A 14,956-nucleotide genomic window follows, 5' to 3' on the forward strand; every position below is an offset into this window, starting at 1 on the left:
GTCCGCGTCGGCGCGGGGTCAGTCCAGGCGGCTCGCCTCCGCGCCGACGTGCCAGCCCTCGTCCTTCACCCAGCTGAACCAGAGCGCGCACTGGTGCGGGACGACTCCCGGCTGCGGCACCGTGTGCAGGGAGACGCTGAAGGGCGTCGGCACGATCGCGTCGTAGATCGTCACGTCCGGATCCGTCCCGACCAGGTCTGAGCAGAACCGCGTGATCGTCGCCCGCTGCTCCGCCGTGTCCGCCGGGACGAGCTCGGCGATCGCCGCGTCGTCGTCGAGCACGGGCAGCAGCCGGGCGACCAGCACCCGGCCGTCCCCCTCCGGCGGCACCGTGCCGGCCGTCGGGTCGCCCCAGTCGCTGAGCGCGAGCGCCACGAGCCCGGCGGGAATCGCGACCAGCACGGCGACTACGCCGCCGATCACGAGGGCGCGGCGCCGGGGGCGTCTCGATGTCCCGGTCCTGGTCGCCGCTTCGGGCCGTTCAGTTCACGCTCGGAGGCTAGGCCCTCGCCAGCCTGCGAACGTGCAGCTCACCGGGTCACACGGCGAAACGCCCCGTCATCGGGGGTAGTGGACTTCGCTCGCGAGCGTCCGGGCAGCACCCTGGATGCACGCGGGATCCGGTGCGTGAACACCGGCTCCCGCCGCCATCGCGGCGTGCCCGAGAGGCCAGGGAGCGGTCTGCAACACCGCTGACGCCGGTTCGAATCCCGCCGTCGCGTCGCTGTCGTGGCTGTGCTCCTTGAATTCGTCGTAGTAGCTGCCTACTTGAACACCAACGACGAGGGTGCAGCGGGCCCCTACTGCGGGGTGGCGATGCAGACGGCCGAGCCGAAGGCGCCGGTTCCGGTCTCCTCGGCGAGGACCTCGCCGTCGAGGGTGATGCGGCAGGTGATGTCGCCCTCGTCGTCGGCGCCGTTCGTCGCGGTGACGGAGAACGCCTGGAAGGCGGTGCTGTCGACCTGAAGCTCCTTGGTGAAGGGGAGGGGCTGGGCGGCAGCCTGCTCGACGCCGGAGTTCGCGCCGTCGAGGGTGGAGTAGACGATCGACGTGCTCGTGCCCGCTCCGGTGACCTCGTAGACGAGGGTCTGGGGAGTGCCGGACGTCGCCGAGGCCTGCGCCGTCGCGATGGCGTTCGAGATGCCGCTCGCGAAGCCGGCGGTGTAGACGATCGCCAGGATGATCGCGAGCACGATCGCCAGGGCGTTGAGGATCGTGCCGGCGATGGCCGTCCCCTTCTTCCTGCCCTTGAGGAACAGCGCGATGACGCCGAGCACCAGGCCGACGAAGGCGACGAAGCCGGAGACGTAGTTGACGATCGGCACGACGGCGCCGACGAGCGCGGCGATGCCGATGATCAGCGAGGCGAGCCCGAGCCCGTTGCCGGTCTTCGGGGGCTGCGGGCCGGTGCCGGGAGTGGGCTCGGGATACGCGGCGGGGTTGTAGGCGGTCATGCCGCGAGTATCGCAGCAGCACGGTTGACCGTCCTATCTCTATATAGGTAGCCTCGGCGCATGACTCCGCTCAGCCGCATGACCGCCGCGACCGCGGACGTGCTCCGCGCGCTCCTCGACGCCTCCGGGCCGACCTGGGGGATGCTCGTCATCAAGGGCACCGGGCGTCCGGCGGGCAGTGTGTACCCGATCCTGGAGCGGCTCGAGGGAGCCGGCTGGGTGTCGTCGGCGTGGGAGACGGACACGGAGCGCAACGGTCCGCGGCGTCGGCTGTACGAGCTGACGAGCGAGGGGGCGCAGGCGGCGACGAGCGCCGTCGCACGGTTCGAGGCCGCCGCGGTTCGGCCGGTCCGGCTCTCCGGGGCGGAGGCCCGCGCGTGATCGACCTGCTGCTGCGACTCCTGGCCCTTCTGCTCCCGCCGCTCGCCCGCGAGCGCTACCTCGAGGAGTGGCGGGCCGACGTCGCCGGTGCTGGCGAGGCGGGGCTGCGGCGCCGCGACGTCGTGCTCGGCGCGCTCGTGCTCAGCGCGACCCTCGACCGCGGGCTGCCGGTGCACTCGGGGGAGCCGCGGTTCCTCCGGCCGCGGCGGCTGGCGCGGCGCGGGCTCGGGCTGCTGACGGCGGCCGCGGTGATCCTGATCGGCGGGTACCTGACCGGTGGAGGAGTCGTGCCGGAGGGGGTCTCCGCGGGGGTGCTCACGGTGATGCAGGCGACCGGCCGGGTCCTGATCGGGCTGGCGCTCGTCGTCGGGCTGGTCGGCGCCGCGCACATGGCGGGGGCCGCGCGCGCCGCCGAGACGAGGACGGCGCGGGTGTCGCTGCTCGCGGCGATCGCGGGGCCGGCGATGGTGACGGGCGGGGTGCTGATGCCGGGGGCGCCGTGGTGGCTGCCGCTCCTGGGCTTCCTGGTGTCGAGCGCGGGGCTGGCGACCGGTGTCGCGGTGATCGGCGGGACGCGGCCGATCGCGTGGGAGCACCGGACCGCGTCGCGGGCGCGGCGGGCGCCGATCGCGCTGGGCGGGGCGGCGCTGGTGGTCGCCGTGGTCGTGGTCGGCGGGGTCGACCTGCTGGTCTGGAATCCGCTCACCAAGGTGCCGGGCACCGATCTCGCCACGATCTACCGGCTGCTGGCCGAGCGCGACGGGTTCTCGATCACGGGCACGCTCGTCGCGACCGCGATCTGGGCGGCCTTCTGGACGGTGCCCGCGCTGTTCGTGGCGGCGCTCGCCGTGCACCGCGCGGGAGACGCCCTGACGCCGCGGCGGCTCGTGATCGTGATGCTGTCGCTGGTCGGCGCGGCGATCTTCTTCCGCTTCTTCACGGGCTTCGGCATCGGGATGTCCATCGCCGACTCGTTCGCGACCAGCGGCGGTGACGCGTCGGTCGTGTCCGCGGTGCTGCCGTGGGTCGGGCAGCTCTCGTTCGCCGTCGCGGCGATCGCCGTCGGCTGGGCGCCGCGGGCGCGGAGCGAGCCGGTCGCGGTGGCCGCCTGAGGGTGCGGGGTCTGCTGGCTCGACTTTCGGCGAGGGTGGATCTCGATACGCCCGCAGGGCGGGCTACTCGATCAGCATGGGGCGCCGCCCGAGCCGCGGAAGCTCTCCGCAACATCAGCTGAGAGTGGGCCTCATCGCTCATCGGCGATGAGACGTGCTCCCAGCTGATGTTGTGCGGCCGGGCACGCGGAAGCGGGGCCGGCGGAACTCCGCCGACCCCGCCTGCCGTGCGGTGGTTACTTCTGGGCGGTGCGCCTGCGCGTCGCGGTCAGCGCGAGTGCTCCCGCGCCGCCGGCGATGAGGGCGAAGGCCAGCGCGGCGAGGCCGGTCGTGCCCTCGGCGCCGGTGTGCGCGAGAGCGGCACCGGGCTTCGCCGTGGGCTTCGGCGTCGCGGTCGGCGCCGGAGCGACGGGCCCGGCCGTCGCGGTCGGCTCAGCGGTCGGCGCGACGGTGGGCGCCACGGTGGGCTCCGCCGTCGGCGCCGCGGTGGGCTCCGCGGTCGGCTCGACCGGCGGCGCGGTCGGCGAGGCCGTCGGCTCCGGGGTCGGCGCGGCGGCCAGCTCCGGGGTCGATGCCGGGGCGACGCGATTCAGCGTCGCCTGCTCGTAGTCGTACGACATCGCGAGGAGTGCCGCGTCCTGGCTGCGCGGGGCGGCCAGCTCGAGGCCGGCGGCGGTTCCGGTCGAAGTGAAGCCGGCCGGCAGCGAGACCGTCGGGACTCCGGTGTTCGCGCCGACGTCGCAGAACGTCGTGCCCGCCCAGTCGGGGGTCGCCGCCGTCGCGCTGGTCGGCATGGCCAGGGCGTCGAGGTCGTTGTCGATGAAGAACTGGTCCATCGCCAGCTTGCCCGCGTCCTGGGCCGCGATCGCCGCGTCGTACGCGGGGTTCGGGATGTCCGCGTTGCTGTTGAAGAACGCGACGTCGTCGGGCAGCAGCGAGGTCTTCCCGTCCGCCATGACGTCCGAGAAGGTCAGCGCGTCGGCCGGCTCCGTGAGACCCGCGAGGCCCTCGGGCCAGGTGGCCTCGGTGTCCGCGAAGAACGCGTCGATGCCCGGGCGCAGGTCGAGGTAGCCGCCGCTCACCAGCGTGTTCGCCACGAACTCGCGGGTGAAGGTCGGCACCGGGACGATCTCGGCGCCCTGCGCGGCGAGGTCGAGGACCGCCTGGTCGACGAGCCCGGTGGTCTCGGCGAGGCCCGGGCGGGCCGGGTCCTCCTCGTAGTCCCAGCGCACGTAGCCGATGCGCTTGCCCTCGAGCGCGGTGTCGCTGAGCCCCTCGACATAGGTGGAGCTGTCCTGCTGATCCGCGATGACGGTCAGCGGGTCGGTCGGGTCGTAGCCGGCCAGCACCTCCATCAGGAGGGCCGCGTCGGTGACGGTCGTCGTCATCGGGCCCGAGACGTCCTGGCGCGGCGACAGCGGGACGATGCCCGTGACGCTGGTCAGGCCCATGGTCGGCCGGTAGCCGACGAGGCTCTGGTGCGCGCTCGGTCCGACGATCGAGCCGCAGGTGTCGGTGCCGAGACCCGCCGGGGCGTAGCCGGCGGCGACGGCCGCGCCGGTGCCTCCGCTCGAGCCGCTGGCGCTGTTGGCCTGGTTGTAGGGGTTGTTGGTGCGGCCGCGCTCGGAGCTGAGCGTGTAGGTGCCGTGCCAGGCGAACTCCGCCATGTTGGTCTTCGCGAGGATGATCGCGCCGGCGTCGCGCAGGCGCTGCACGGCCGTCGAGTCGAGCTTCGTCTGGTACGTGTGCAGCGAGGCGCTGCCCGCGGTGGTGGGCATGTCGAACGTGGCGTAGTTGTCTTTCACCAGGATCGGGATGCCGTGCAGCGGGCCGCGGATCGAGCCGGCCGCGCGCTCGGCGTCGAGCTCGGCCGCGGTGGCGAGCGCGTCCGGGTTGGCCAGGATGACCGCGGCGAGTCCGGGCTGGTCGCCGTAGGGGTCGTCGTAGGCCGCGATGCGGTCGAGGTAGCGCTGGGTCAGGGCGACGGACGTCGTCGCGCCGGACTGCAGGAGCGCCAGGGCGTCGGTGATGCTGAGGTCGACGACCGCGGGGGCGGCCGCGTCGACGGGGGGAGTGGTCGCGCCGAGCGCCGCGGGGGCGGCGAGGGCGGTGCCGAGTGCGAGTCCGGTGCACAGGGCGGTGGCGGCGGAGAGTCGGACGACCCTCCGGAACGAGGGGGTGGTGGACAAGCGACATCCTTCGGATCGAGTGGGAGGGGGCTTGGAGCCTCCCCAGTCTCGGAGCCGGATGTTGCACGCCTGTTTCGGCGCGGAGACGATCGAGCGCGCCCGATGTCCCCCTTCGCGGGGTGTGGAGGGAGCGCTCTCAGCGGGAGCAGTCGAGCAGGCCGTCGCCCTCGAGCCACACGGGCTGGATCCGCTTCATCCCGAGCCGCAGCTGCGCCACCTCTCCGCTCCACCGCAGCTCGTAGTCGTCCGCGCTGAACGGCGTGTCGCCGTCGTCCGCGGAGTAGTCCTCCTGCCACTCGACGACCGCCGACCCGGGGCGGAGCACGCCGATCGCGCCGTCGGCCAGGAGGAGGAACGCGGACTCCCGCACGACGAGGCGGCAGCCCGAGTCACTCGCGCCGGGGAGCACCTGGTAGGCGCTGAAAGCGAAGACGAGCGAGAAGAAGACGGAGCACACGACGCAGATCGCCAGGGCCAGACCGGCCACGCCCGAGACGACGCTCCGGGTCGTCGATGGAGTCCGCCGCGTCCACGGCAGGCAGACGCCGACGAGAACGGTGAGGCATCCGCTCGCGAGCAGGACCAGCTCGATCCCGAGGACCGTCGGCACGACGTCGCCGAGGACGATCGTGCCCCGCCACAGCGCTTCCCCCCGGTCGGTGCCGAGAAGTCCGTAGGTCGGCGCGATCGGCCCGAGGACGGCGAGGACGACGACGACCACCAGCTGCACGACTCCCGCCGCCACGACCCGCTCGCCCGCGGGGAGCCTTCGATCAGCCGCCTGCACCGCTTCCGACGAGTTCGGCATCGCTCCCCTCCTCATCCGGGACGCGACTCAGGATGTCGCCGGGCTGGCAGTCGAGGACCGCGCAGATCGCGTCGAGGGTGGAGAAGCGGACGGCCTTGGCACGGCCGTTCTTGAGGATCGAGATGTTCGCGGTGGTGATGCCGACCGCGGCGGCCAGGTCGGTGACCGACATCTTGCGCTTGGCGAGCTCGACGTCGAGGTGCAGGACGATCGCCATCAGACGACCTCGGCTAGCTCGCTGCGCTGCGCCACCGCGAGGTGCAGGAGGCGCCGCATCACCACGACGATCAGCGCGGTCGTCGCGCTGGCCACGGCCACCAGCCCGAAGGCGAGGGCCGGCAGGGGCGCGGGTGCTGCGACGAGCGAGGCGACGGCGCCGACGACGGCCAGCACCGCGCCGGCGACGAACGCGCCGATGGCGAGGTCGACCCAGAGGTCGGAGCGGTGGTCGCCCGCGAAGAGCGTGTCGTCGCGGACCAGGCTGAGCAGCCGCCAGACCGCGATCAGCACGGCCTCGACGCAGAGCAGCCCGGCGACCACGACCGCGACGAGCACCGCGTCGACCGGCCCGCCGTCGAGCGCCTCGCGGGCGACCGGGCCGACGGCGAGCTGCACGAGCACGCAGCCGAGCAGCAGCACCAGCAGGAGGGTGCGGAGCGCGAGGAGGACGGGTCGGTGCATGCGGGGCTCCTGGGTCGTGAGGGGTGCGTGTCGAGAGGCGAGCATATCGAAAGACGTGCGATTCCTATCGAAAATCGATACTGTCACCCTCAACACAGGGCGGCAAGCGGAGACGGGGGGAACGGCGTGGGACGACGGGGACGAGCGCTCACGGGCGCGGCGGTTCTGCTGACGATCGCGGTCGTCGCGACCGGCACGGGGCCTGCGGAGGGACTCGAGCTGGCGCTGTCGGCCGACGACTGCGTCGAGAGCGCGAGGGCGGACTGGCGGCCGGCGCCGCTCCTCGCGCGCGGTGAGCAGGCGGTCTTCGACGTCGAGGTCACCGCCCGGGAGGACTGCCCGGCGGAGCGCCTCGTCGCCGTCGCGGCCACGGCGTCCGAGGCGATCGACGCGGCGTTCGGCGCGGCTCCGGCGGGGCGGCGCTCGAGCGAGCTGGTGCTGCGGGTCGGCGACGACGTCCTGTCGATCGCGGATCCGCGGGAGCGCACGGCACCGGTCGAGGCCTGGGACGCCCTGCGCCGCGGCATCGACGGGAGCCTCTCGGTGCGGACGGTCGAGTCCTACCCCGTCCTCGAGATCGTCCTCGCCCCGACCAGTGCGGCGACCGCACTCGACTCGCTCGATCTCCTCCTCGAGCAGCGCTCCACGATCATTGGGGGCGACCTCGACTGGACGATCGAGCAGCCCGCGACCGACTCGCGCGGCGGCGCTGTGATCCGCGTGCAAGAGGAGCGCCCGGCCCAGGAGATCGTCCGCCTCGCCCACGAGATCGACGGCGCCTTCTCGGGAGTCCGGGAGTCGACGGTGCACCTGAACGGTGCGGTGCTCAACGTCGAGCTGACGGGGTCGCCGGGGGCGTCCGCCCCGCGCTCGCTCCGCGACTCCGTCGTCTGGCCGCGCGTGCTCGGCACGATGACGGCGCTGACCGGCCGGGGGAGCGGCTACGCGATCGGCGCCGAGATCGCGGCGGAGGCGGCCGACGGCTCCGGGCCCGTCGTCGACTCCTTCGCCTCGTCGTCGCTGCAGTGCGCGGCGACGCCCGGAGCGGGCGCGACGACGCAGGCCGCCTTCGAGCACCTGCGCGCGTCGATCCGGCCCGCCCATCCTGGCGAGAGCTTCGCCTTCAACGGCCTGACCGCGCCGGCCTGCCGGTGAGCGCTGCACAACATCAGCTGAGAAGGGGGTCCCTCCCCCCACAGAGGAGGCCCACCCCTCTCAGCTGATGTTGTGCGCGGCCCCGGTCAGTCGAGGTGCCGGAGGTACCGCTGCGGGTCGCCGAGGAAGCCGCGCCAGGTGCGCACGAGGTCCAGATCGTCGTACTCCGCGCGGCGCAGGCCCCACTCGCCCAGCTCGTAGAGGTCTGCGCCCGGCAGCGCCGCGAGCACCGGCGAGTGCGTCGAGAGGATCACCTGCGAGCCGCCCGCGACCAGGGACCGCAGCTGGCCGATCAGCGCGAGGCAGCCCGAGACCGACAGCGCCGACTCCGGCTCGTCGAGCAGCCACAGCCCGCGGATCCGCGAGCGGTTCACGACGATGTCGAGGAACGACTCCCCGTGGGACCGCTCGTGGTAGTCCGCGTCGCCGAGGCCGATGTCCTCGAGGTAGGTGAAGAAGCCGTGCATCGTCTCCGCGCGGAGGAAGAAGCCGCGCTTCGAGGCGCCCGCCCCGCGCACGAGCTGCAGCTGCTGGGAGAGGTCCGACTCCGAGACCCGGGTCGAGTGCATCGCGCCGGTCGAGCCGCCCTCGGCGTTCAGCCCGTAGGCGAGAGCGATCGCCTCGAGCAGCGTCGACTTGCCGGAGCCGTTCTCACCGGTGATCACCGAGACGGGGCTGAGGTCCCAGCCCTCGTCGAGCACCTGGCGCACCGGCGGCAGGGTCGCGGGCCAGACGACGGACTCGAGCGCGGAGGGGTGCTTCTGCACCCGGCGCACGGGGAGGGAGGAGAACACCTGCACCCCCTCCGGTCGCGACGACCCGGCCAGTCAAGCACGGGGCCGTGGAAGCCGGCGGCTCAGACCGCCCAGCCCGCCTCCGCCAGAGCGAGCGCCGCATCGGCGCGCGGCGAGTACGGCAGGTCCTGATCCAGCACCACGCGGTAGTCGGTGTCGCCCGGGCCGACCCAGAGGATCGAGTCGTCCGCCCCGGCCCGGCCGACGGCGGCGCGCACGGCCTGCGCGGGCTCGGCGATCTCCTGCACCTCGCAGCGGCCGTCGCGGGCGCCGTCGAGCAGCGCCCGGCGGATCCGCGCCGGGTCCTCGAAGCGCGGGTGATGGTCGGTGACGATCAGCAGGTCGGCCCGCTCGGCGGCGGCGCGGCCCATCGGCGCGCGCTTGCTCGGGTCGCGGTCGCCGTCCGCGCCGAGGATCACCAGCACCCGGCCCGGCGTGACCTCGCGGAGGGCGTCGACGGTGCGGGCGACGGAGTCGGGGGTGTGCGAGAAGTCGACGTAGAGCCGCGGGCCGGCCTCGCCGGAGACGAGCAGGGTGCGGCCGGGGACGGCGACGTCGATGCCGTCGGCGACGGCGCGGGCGAGCGCGTCGCGGTCGTGGCCCGCCTGGATCAGCATCACCAGGGCCAGCGCCGCGTTCGAGGCCATGTGCCGGCCGATCAGCGGCACGGAGGTGGTCAGGGTCCAGCCGTCGGGCGCGGTCAGGCGGAACCGGGTCGCGTCGGGGCTCAGCGCGAGGACGTCCACGCGCCAGTCGGCCTCCGCGGTGGAGCCGACGGTGACGACCGGCACCTCCGCCTCCGCCGCGACCGTCCGCCCCTCCGGAGTGTCGACGACGACGACGCCGCGCCGACTGCGGTCGGGGCGGAAGAGCCGCTGCTTGGCCCGGAGATAGGCGCCGAGGTCGCCGAAGTCGTCGAGGTGGTCGTGGCTGAGATTGGTGAAGCCGGCGACGTCGAAGACGAGGCCGTCCACGCGCGAGCGGATGAGCGCCTGCGCGCTGACCTCGATCGCGGCGGACTCGACGCCGTCCTCGCGCATCCGGGCGAGGAGCGCGTGCAGCTCGGGCGCCTCGGGCGAGGTCAGCCGGCTGGCGACGACGGTGTCGCGGCTGCGGCGGTCAGCGGTCGAGCTGAGGCCGGAGGGCACGCCGAGCCGGCGCAGCACCGCGTCGAGCAGGTGCACGGTGCTGGTCTTGCCGTTGGTGCCGGTGACGCCGAGCAGCTGCGGCCGGTCGCGATCGGTGCCGTAGACGCGGGCCGCGATCGCGCCGAGGTCGGCCCGGGGATCCGCGGACACCAGCACCGGCAAGCCGCTCGCCCGCGCGGCAGCGAGCCCGGCCTCGTCGGTGAGCACGGCGACCGCTCCGGCCGCGGCGGCCTCGTCGGCGAAGTCCGCCCCGTGGCGGCGCCGGCCGGGCAGCGCGGCGAAGAGCGCGCCGGGGGAGATCTCCCGGTGCGCGAGGGTGACGCTGCGGATCAGGGCGTCGCCGTCGCCGATCAGCGCGAGTCCGTCGCCGAGGTCGCGCAGCGGGACGCCCGCGACGCGGTGGGGTTCGAGGAACCGGAAGGTCGGCATGGGCCTGTCTCCTGGGAACGGACCGGTCCCGCGCGGAAGCGACCGCGCGGGACCGGAGGGGTCGTGCTACTTCGCGGTGGGGCCGTAGAACGAGGTGATCTCGTCCAGCTCCATCTCGGCGGTGGTCTGGATGAGCTTCAGCAGCTCGGGGTCCAGGCCCGGGGAGAACTCCTCGAAGCGCTCCGGCGCGATCGTCGACGGCACGCCCTCGGGAGCCTGCTCGTTCGCCGAGAGGTCGGTGCCGTCGTTCGAGGGCGAGGCGCCGCGGAAGATCTTCCCCGCCTCGGACGCGCCCTCGAGGTCGAAGGTGAACTGCTTGCTCTGCAGGCCGAGGTCGACCAGCTTCTTCACCTCGGGGAACTTCTCGGCGTTCGTCTTCGGGATCGGCAGGGTCTTCTTCCAGTCGATCCCGAGGGTCTCCAGCGCCTTGGCGTAGCCGTTCTCGTGCGCCTGGTCGCGGACGATCAAGTAGGCGACCGTCGAGCGCGCGGTCTTGTTCTGCGTCATCTCGTAGATGCGGCACTTCTGCAGGCGTCCGGTGGACTCGAGCATCAGGTTGTAGAGCAGGTCGAGCACGAGGTTGCCCGAGTTGTAGACGTAGCTGCCGCTCCACGGGTTGCCGACCGAGTCGACGGGCAGGGCGCCCTGCGCTCCGACCAGGTAGTGGTGGATGTTTCCCGTGTCGAGCGCGATGTTCAGCGGGGTCGCGCCGCCGGCGCCGGGGGTGTCCAGCGGATCGGTCGGCTTGCCCTGGTAGCGCGGCGAGCCGTCGAGCAGACGCGAGATGGTCGTGCCGATCAGCTCGACGTGGCCGATCTCCTCGGTGCCGATGCCCTGGATCAGGTCCCGGTACGGCTTCGCGTCCGCGCCGCGGAAGTTCATCGCCTGGAAGAGGTACTGCATCATCGTGCGCATCTCGCCGAACTGCCCGCCGAGGCCCTCCTGCAGCGCGTTCGCGGCGGCCGGATCCGGCTCGTCCTGCTCGATGTCGTTGATGAGTCGTTGAACGTGGAAGTACACCATTGCCTCCAGAAGGATCGTCGGTGTTCCCACCCTCCGCCGCGCTCCTGGCGTTTGCAGAGCCCCTTGCCACCGAGGGGGTGCGCGTGCGACCGGGCGGGTGGCTCGCCCCGGTTCGCCGCCCTGTGCCAGGCTCGAGGGATGACCGAGCAGACCCGCACGACTCCGCGACCGGTCGACTCCCGCGCGCTCGCGAGCGCCGGCGTCGCGGTGCTCGGCGCGCTGCTGGTCGGCGTCCCGCTGCTCGCGTCCGCGCTCGCCGTCGTCGCGATCGTGCTGGCGCTCGGCGCCCGGAACCGGCTGCGCGCGGACGAGACGCTCCGCGGCGCGCGCGTGAGCCTCGTCGGCTTCATGCTGGGGCTCGGGGTGCTCGCCGTGGCCTTCGGCCCGCTCGTGCTCGGGTGGATGCTCGGGCTGTTCGCCTGAGGCCCGCGACTAGCGCTGGGCGAACGCCTCCCGGTACACGCTCGTCAGCTCGGGGGAGTCGGCCGCGCTCAGCCCGCAGGTGAGGATCGTGTCGCCGTCGGCGGCGATCAGGTAGTCGATGCCGCGCTCGAAGACGATCGGGGCGCCGTCGACGGCCGACTCCGCCGCCTGGGTCACCGTCACCGCGTCGCCGACGTCGCCGGCGAAGCGGTCGATCACGCGCAGGGTGACGGTGCCGTCGTCGATCGAGGCGACCTCGGCGCGGAAGGCGAGCTGCGACGGCGCGAGCGCCTCGGCGGTGACCGGGGCGCACTGGTCCATCGGCCCGCCGGTCGCGGGCAGCCGCAGCGCGGAGGCGGAGCCGCCGGTGGTGACGCCGAGGGCGAAGGGGAGCAGGAGCGACGCGGCGGCGCCGACCGCGAGCGCGCCGACCCCGACGATGAGCCAGGGGGAGCGGCGGCGGCGGACGGCGGCGGGGTCGGAGTCGTGGGGGTCGGTGCCCTGCCCGCCCACAGCCTGGCCGCCCATCGCCTGGCCGCCCATCGCCCGCTCCCGGTGCTCGGCGAGCTGCGCGCGGGTGAGCGGGGCGAGCCCCTCCGCCGGGTCGGTCGAGCGCACCAGGCGGCGCAGCTCCGAGTCCTCGATCGCGGTCATCGTGCTCCTCCTTCTGAGGTCGTCGGGTCCTGGGCGGCGCGGCTCTCGTAGAGCTCCGCGAAGCGCTGGCGGGCGCGGTGCAGCCGGATCGACGCGGCGTTCGGCGTGATCCCGAGGACCTCGCCGATCCCGCGGGCGTCCAGCTCCTCCCACGACCAGAGCCGCAGCAGCTCGGCGTCGGACTCGCGCAGCCGCGAGAGCACGAAGCGCACGGCGTCGTCGGTGGCGGACGGCCCGTCCGGGTCGCGCACCTCCTGCGGCGGGTCGACGACGGCGATCCGGTGGGTGAGCAGGACCTGGCGCCGCTGCATCCGGCGCGCGTTCTGCAGCTGCAGCCGGGCGACGCCGATCGACCAGGCGATCGGGTCGTCCTCCGGCACGTCGGCGACGCGGCGCCAGAGCACGGCGAGGGTGGCGGCGAGCACGTCGTCGGCCGTGGCCTCGTCGGTGCGGCGCCAGAGGTAGCGGCGGACGGGGTCGGCGACCACGCCGGCGAGCGCGGCGAAGCGGTCGGGACCCGCGAGGGGAGCTGGCATGTGCCTCATGCTCCCTCCTGTCCGGCACGCCCGCCGTTCTTTCACCGGCGCGCCGACCCGGCTCCCGGCTGCGTCACGGGGAGCGCCGGCGCCGCCTGCTCGGAGCACCTCCGGCACGCGATTCCGGCTCCGGCACGTCGTTCTGCCGGATCCCGGCGTGCCGGAGCGGTTTCCGCGTGCCGGGGGTGCGCCTCCGCCCGCCCCGCCCACCTTCGGCTCGCGGTTCCGGTTCCGGCTCGCGGTTCTGCGGGCTTCCCGCGTGCCGGAGCGGTTTCCGCGTGCCGGAGGTGCGCCTCCACCCGCCCCGCCCACCTTCGGCTCGCGGTTCCGGTTCCGGCTCGCGGTTCTTCTGGCTTCCCGCGTGCCGGAGCCGATTCCGCGTGCCGGAGCTGCGCCACCGGTCGCCGCGCGTACCTCTGGCTCGTGATTCGAGCTCCGGCTCGTGGTTCCGGCGGCTTCCCGCGTGCCGGAGCCGATTCCGCGTGCCGGAGGTCCGCCGGACCGCCGCCGTCGCCCGCCCGCCGCCTCGCTACTCTGAAGCGCCCCCATCCCCTTCCCGCCGAGGAGCCCCATGCCCATCTGGTCCCTGCACGGCGACGGCCGCACCGTCGCGCCCGGAGCCGTCGTCGGCCCCGCCGAGCGGCTCAACTGGCCAGCGACCGTCGCGATCGGCATCCAGCACGTCGTCGCCATGTTCGGCGCGACCTTCCTCGTGCCCGTGCTCACCGGCTTCCCCGTCGCCACGACCCTGCTGTTCTCCGGCGTCGGCACGCTGCTGTTCCTCCTGATCACCCGCAACAAGCTGCCCAGCTACCTCGGCTCGAGCTTCGCCTTCATCGCCCCGGTCACCGCGGCGACGGCGGTCGGCGGCACGGGATCGGCGCTCGCCGGAGTCGTCGCCGTGGGCGTGCTGCTCGCGCTCGTCGGCTTCGTCGTGCAGTTCGCCGGACTCGGCTGGATCGACCGCCTGATGCCCCCGGTCGTCTCCGGCGCGATCGTGGCGCTGATCGGCTTCAACCTCGCCCCGACCGCCTGGTCGAGCTTCCAGCAGGCGCCGGTCACCGCGACGGTCACGCTCGCCGCGATCATCCTCGGCAGCGTCTTCTTCCGCGGCTTCCTCGGCCGCGTCTCGATCTTCGTCGGCGTCGTCATCGGCTACGTCGTCGCCCTGATCCGCAACGAGATCGACTACTCCGCCGTCGCAGACGCCGCCTGGGTCGGCCTGCCGCCGTTCAGCTTCCCCGACTTCGCGTCCGGATCCACGTGGTCGGGCATCGCGATGTTCCTGCCCGTCGTGCTCGTGCTCATCGCCGAGAACGTCGGACACGTCCGCGGCGTCGCCACGATGACCGACTCCTCGGTCAACCAGCACACCGGCCGCGCCCTGATCGCGGACGGCATCGCGACCACCGTCTCCGGCGCGTTCGGCGGCTCGGGCACCACCACCTACGGCGAGAACATCGGCGTGATGGCCGCGACCCGCGTCTACTCCACCGCCGCCTACTGGGTCGCCGGCGTCACCGCCGTGCTGCTCAGCCTCTCGCCCAAGGTCGGCGCGGTGTTCAACTCGATCCCGGCCGGCGTCCTCGGCGGCGCGACCACCGCGCTCTACGGCCTCATCGGCGTGATCGGCATCAAGATCTGGATCGACAACCGCGTCGACTTCTCCCGCCCGGTCAACCAGTACACGGCCGCCGTCTCCCTCGTGATCGCGATCGCCGGCTTCTCCTTCAGCTCCGGCGGCTTCGAGCTCGGCGGCATCGTCCTCGGCGCAGCCGCGGCCCTCGTGATCTACCACCTCGGGAACGCCGTCGCCCGCTGGCGCCGCACCGGCGCCGACGACGGCGGCCCCCTGCCCCCCATCGGCCAGCTCGGCGGCGACCCGCAGCACTGAGGCCGCGCTGCCCCCGCCCACCCGTCACGAACGGTCGTCCCCCGCGCCGGTGGACGACCGTTCGCGCCGGATCGCGGGCGCCGCTCGTCCCGATTCGACACTTTCTGCTGATCCCGCCGGCTCAGAACCGCAGAAAGTGGCGAACCGCGCGCCGGATTCAGGTGCTCGGCCCGAGGGAGGGACGCCTTCAGCGACTGGACGCTCCTCGGGCTCGGGCGGCAGCTCCTGCCCCGTCGAACGTCCAGTGGACGACGTCGCTGGTGTCGAAGGGATGC

16 protein-coding genes and 1 tRNA gene are annotated in these 14,956 nt (G+C 73.5%); 6 read left to right on the forward strand and 11 right to left on the reverse strand.

Annotated elements, in window-relative coordinates; genetic code table 11:
* Positions 1–18 precede the first annotated feature (18 nt).
* Positions 19–423 carry a hypothetical protein gene (locus EDF45_RS14120; protein ID WP_123736697.1) on the reverse strand — a complete coding sequence of 135 codons (405 nt, stop codon included), beginning with the start codon at positions 421–423 and terminating at the stop codon, positions 19–21.
* A gap of 228 nt (positions 424–651) precedes the next feature.
* Between EDF45_RS14120 and EDF45_RS14125 the strand changes: the two genes are divergently transcribed.
* A tRNA-Cys gene (locus tag EDF45_RS14125) sits at positions 652–722 on the forward strand.
* 78 nt (positions 723–800) lie between these two features.
* Here EDF45_RS14125 and EDF45_RS14130 read toward each other — a convergent pair.
* The gene (locus tag EDF45_RS14130; RefSeq protein ID WP_123736698.1) at positions 801–1,454 is read right to left on the reverse strand and encodes an MmpS family transport accessory protein; all 654 of its coding nucleotides are present in this window, start codon (positions 1,452–1,454) and stop codon (positions 801–803) included.
* A 60-nt stretch (positions 1,455–1,514) separates the two neighbouring features.
* Between EDF45_RS14130 and EDF45_RS14135 the strand changes: the two genes are divergently transcribed.
* Both EDF45_RS14135 and EDF45_RS14140 read left to right on the forward strand, forming a co-directional pair.
* Positions 1,515–1,835 carry a PadR family transcriptional regulator gene (locus EDF45_RS14135; RefSeq protein WP_123736699.1) on the forward strand — a complete coding sequence of 107 codons (321 nt, stop codon included), beginning with the start codon at positions 1,515–1,517 and terminating at the stop codon, positions 1,833–1,835.
* Positions 1,832–2,947, forward strand: a complete 1,116-nt coding sequence (locus EDF45_RS14140) for a hypothetical protein (RefSeq protein WP_123736700.1) — start codon at positions 1,832–1,834, stop codon at positions 2,945–2,947. The genes EDF45_RS14135 and EDF45_RS14140 overlap by 4 nt, the downstream gene beginning before the upstream one ends.
* A 236-nt stretch (positions 2,948–3,183) precedes the next feature.
* Here EDF45_RS14140 and EDF45_RS14145 read toward each other — a convergent pair whose 3' ends face one another.
* The 4 genes from EDF45_RS14145 to EDF45_RS14160 all read right to left on the reverse strand — a co-directional run bounded on the left by EDF45_RS14145 (position 3,184) and on the right by EDF45_RS14160 (position 6,625).
* Entirely contained in the window at positions 3,184–5,136 is a 1,953-nt protein-coding gene (locus tag EDF45_RS14145; RefSeq protein WP_123736701.1) for an amidase, read from the reverse strand.
* Between the two features lie 136 nt (positions 5,137–5,272).
* Positions 5,273–5,944 (reverse strand): hypothetical protein, encoded by a 672-nt coding sequence (locus tag EDF45_RS14150; RefSeq protein ID WP_148060295.1) that lies wholly within the window; start codon positions 5,942–5,944, stop codon positions 5,273–5,275.
* A complete protein-coding gene (locus EDF45_RS14155; protein WP_123736703.1) occupies positions 5,910–6,161 on the reverse strand; it encodes a helix-turn-helix transcriptional regulator in 252 nt (83 codons plus the stop codon). Before EDF45_RS14155 ends, EDF45_RS14150 begins: the two co-directional genes overlap by 35 nt.
* On the reverse strand, positions 6,161–6,625 hold the full coding sequence (locus EDF45_RS14160; RefSeq protein WP_185020197.1) for a DUF2975 domain-containing protein: 465 nt from the start codon (positions 6,623–6,625) through the stop codon (positions 6,161–6,163). The genes EDF45_RS14155 and EDF45_RS14160 overlap by 1 nt, the downstream gene beginning before the upstream one ends.
* A gap of 126 nt (positions 6,626–6,751) precedes the next feature.
* Here EDF45_RS14160 and EDF45_RS14165 point away from each other — a divergent pair, with 126 nt between their 5' ends.
* On the forward strand, positions 6,752–7,780 hold the full coding sequence (locus tag EDF45_RS14165; RefSeq protein WP_123736705.1) for a hypothetical protein: 1,029 nt from the start codon (positions 6,752–6,754) through the stop codon (positions 7,778–7,780).
* Positions 7,781–7,866: 86 nt separating this feature from the next.
* On the opposite strand, the gene EDF45_RS14170 is transcribed toward EDF45_RS14165, so the two are convergent.
* The 3 genes from EDF45_RS14170 to EDF45_RS14180 all read right to left on the reverse strand — a co-directional run bounded on the left by EDF45_RS14170 (position 7,867) and on the right by EDF45_RS14180 (position 11,171).
* Positions 7,867–8,580 carry an AAA family ATPase gene (locus EDF45_RS14170; protein WP_260312210.1) on the reverse strand — a complete coding sequence of 238 codons (714 nt, stop codon included), beginning with the start codon at positions 8,578–8,580 and terminating at the stop codon, positions 7,867–7,869.
* Positions 8,581–8,636: 56 nt separating this feature from the next.
* The gene (locus tag EDF45_RS14175; RefSeq protein ID WP_123736706.1) at positions 8,637–10,151 is read right to left on the reverse strand and encodes a Mur ligase family protein; all 1,515 of its coding nucleotides are present in this window, start codon (positions 10,149–10,151) and stop codon (positions 8,637–8,639) included.
* A gap of 66 nt (positions 10,152–10,217) precedes the next feature.
* Complete coding sequence (locus EDF45_RS14180; RefSeq protein ID WP_123736813.1) at positions 10,218–11,171, reverse strand: manganese catalase family protein; 954 nt, start codon at positions 11,169–11,171, stop codon at positions 10,218–10,220.
* Positions 11,172–11,312: 141 nt separating this feature from the next.
* Here EDF45_RS14180 and EDF45_RS14185 point away from each other — a divergent pair, with 141 nt between their 5' ends.
* Positions 11,313–11,597, forward strand: a complete 285-nt coding sequence (locus EDF45_RS14185; RefSeq protein WP_123736707.1) for a hypothetical protein — start codon at positions 11,313–11,315, stop codon at positions 11,595–11,597.
* A gap of 9 nt (positions 11,598–11,606) precedes the next feature.
* On the opposite strand, the gene EDF45_RS14190 is transcribed toward EDF45_RS14185, so the two are convergent.
* A complete protein-coding gene (locus EDF45_RS14190; RefSeq protein ID WP_123736708.1) occupies positions 11,607–12,251 on the reverse strand; it encodes a hypothetical protein in 645 nt (214 codons plus the stop codon).
* The gene (locus tag EDF45_RS21325) at positions 12,248–12,787 is read right to left on the reverse strand and encodes an RNA polymerase sigma factor (protein ID WP_123446682.1); all 540 of its coding nucleotides are present in this window, start codon (positions 12,785–12,787) and stop codon (positions 12,248–12,250) included. The genes EDF45_RS14190 and EDF45_RS21325 overlap by 4 nt, the downstream gene beginning before the upstream one ends.
* Before the next feature lie 571 nt (positions 12,788–13,358).
* Here EDF45_RS21325 and EDF45_RS14200 point away from each other — a divergent pair.
* Positions 13,359–14,681: a uracil-xanthine permease family protein gene (locus EDF45_RS14200; RefSeq protein ID WP_123736709.1), complete on the forward strand. Its 1,323-nt coding sequence runs from the start codon at positions 13,359–13,361 to the stop codon at positions 14,679–14,681.
* The last annotated feature ends 275 nt before the right edge of the window (positions 14,682–14,956 follow it).

Source organism: Rathayibacter sp. PhB186 (genome assembly GCF_003751825.1).
Classification (GTDB): domain Bacteria; phylum Actinomycetota; class Actinomycetes; order Actinomycetales; family Microbacteriaceae; genus Rathayibacter; species Rathayibacter festucae.

Excerpts from the sequence above, each read along its gene's own strand:
- EDF45_RS14135 (WP_123736699.1), top strand. The coding sequence starts at position 1,515 with ATGACTCCGCTCAGCCGCATGACCGCCGCGACCGCGGACGTGCTCCGC.
- EDF45_RS14200 (WP_123736709.1), top strand. The coding sequence starts at position 13,359 with ATGCCCATCTGGTCCCTGCACGGCGACGGCCGCACCGTCGCGCCCGGA.
- EDF45_RS14160 (WP_185020197.1), bottom strand. The coding sequence starts at position 6,625 with ATGCACCGACCCGTCCTCCTCGCGCTCCGCACCCTCCTGCTGGTGCTG.
- EDF45_RS14190 (WP_123736708.1), bottom strand. The coding sequence starts at position 12,251 with ATGACCGCGATCGAGGACTCGGAGCTGCGCCGCCTGGTGCGCTCGACC.
- EDF45_RS14130 (WP_123736698.1), bottom strand. The coding sequence starts at position 1,454 with ATGACCGCCTACAACCCCGCCGCGTATCCCGAGCCCACTCCCGGCACC.
- EDF45_RS21325 (WP_123446682.1), bottom strand. The coding sequence starts at position 12,787 with ATGCCAGCTCCCCTCGCGGGTCCCGACCGCTTCGCCGCGCTCGCCGGC.
- EDF45_RS14150 (WP_148060295.1), bottom strand. The coding sequence starts at position 5,944 with ATGCCGAACTCGTCGGAAGCGGTGCAGGCGGCTGATCGAAGGCTCCCC.
- EDF45_RS14155 (WP_123736703.1), bottom strand. The coding sequence starts at position 6,161 with ATGGCGATCGTCCTGCACCTCGACGTCGAGCTCGCCAAGCGCAAGATG.
- EDF45_RS14185 (WP_123736707.1), top strand. The coding sequence starts at position 11,313 with ATGACCGAGCAGACCCGCACGACTCCGCGACCGGTCGACTCCCGCGCG.
- EDF45_RS14175 (WP_123736706.1), bottom strand. The coding sequence starts at position 10,151 with ATGCCGACCTTCCGGTTCCTCGAACCCCACCGCGTCGCGGGCGTCCCG.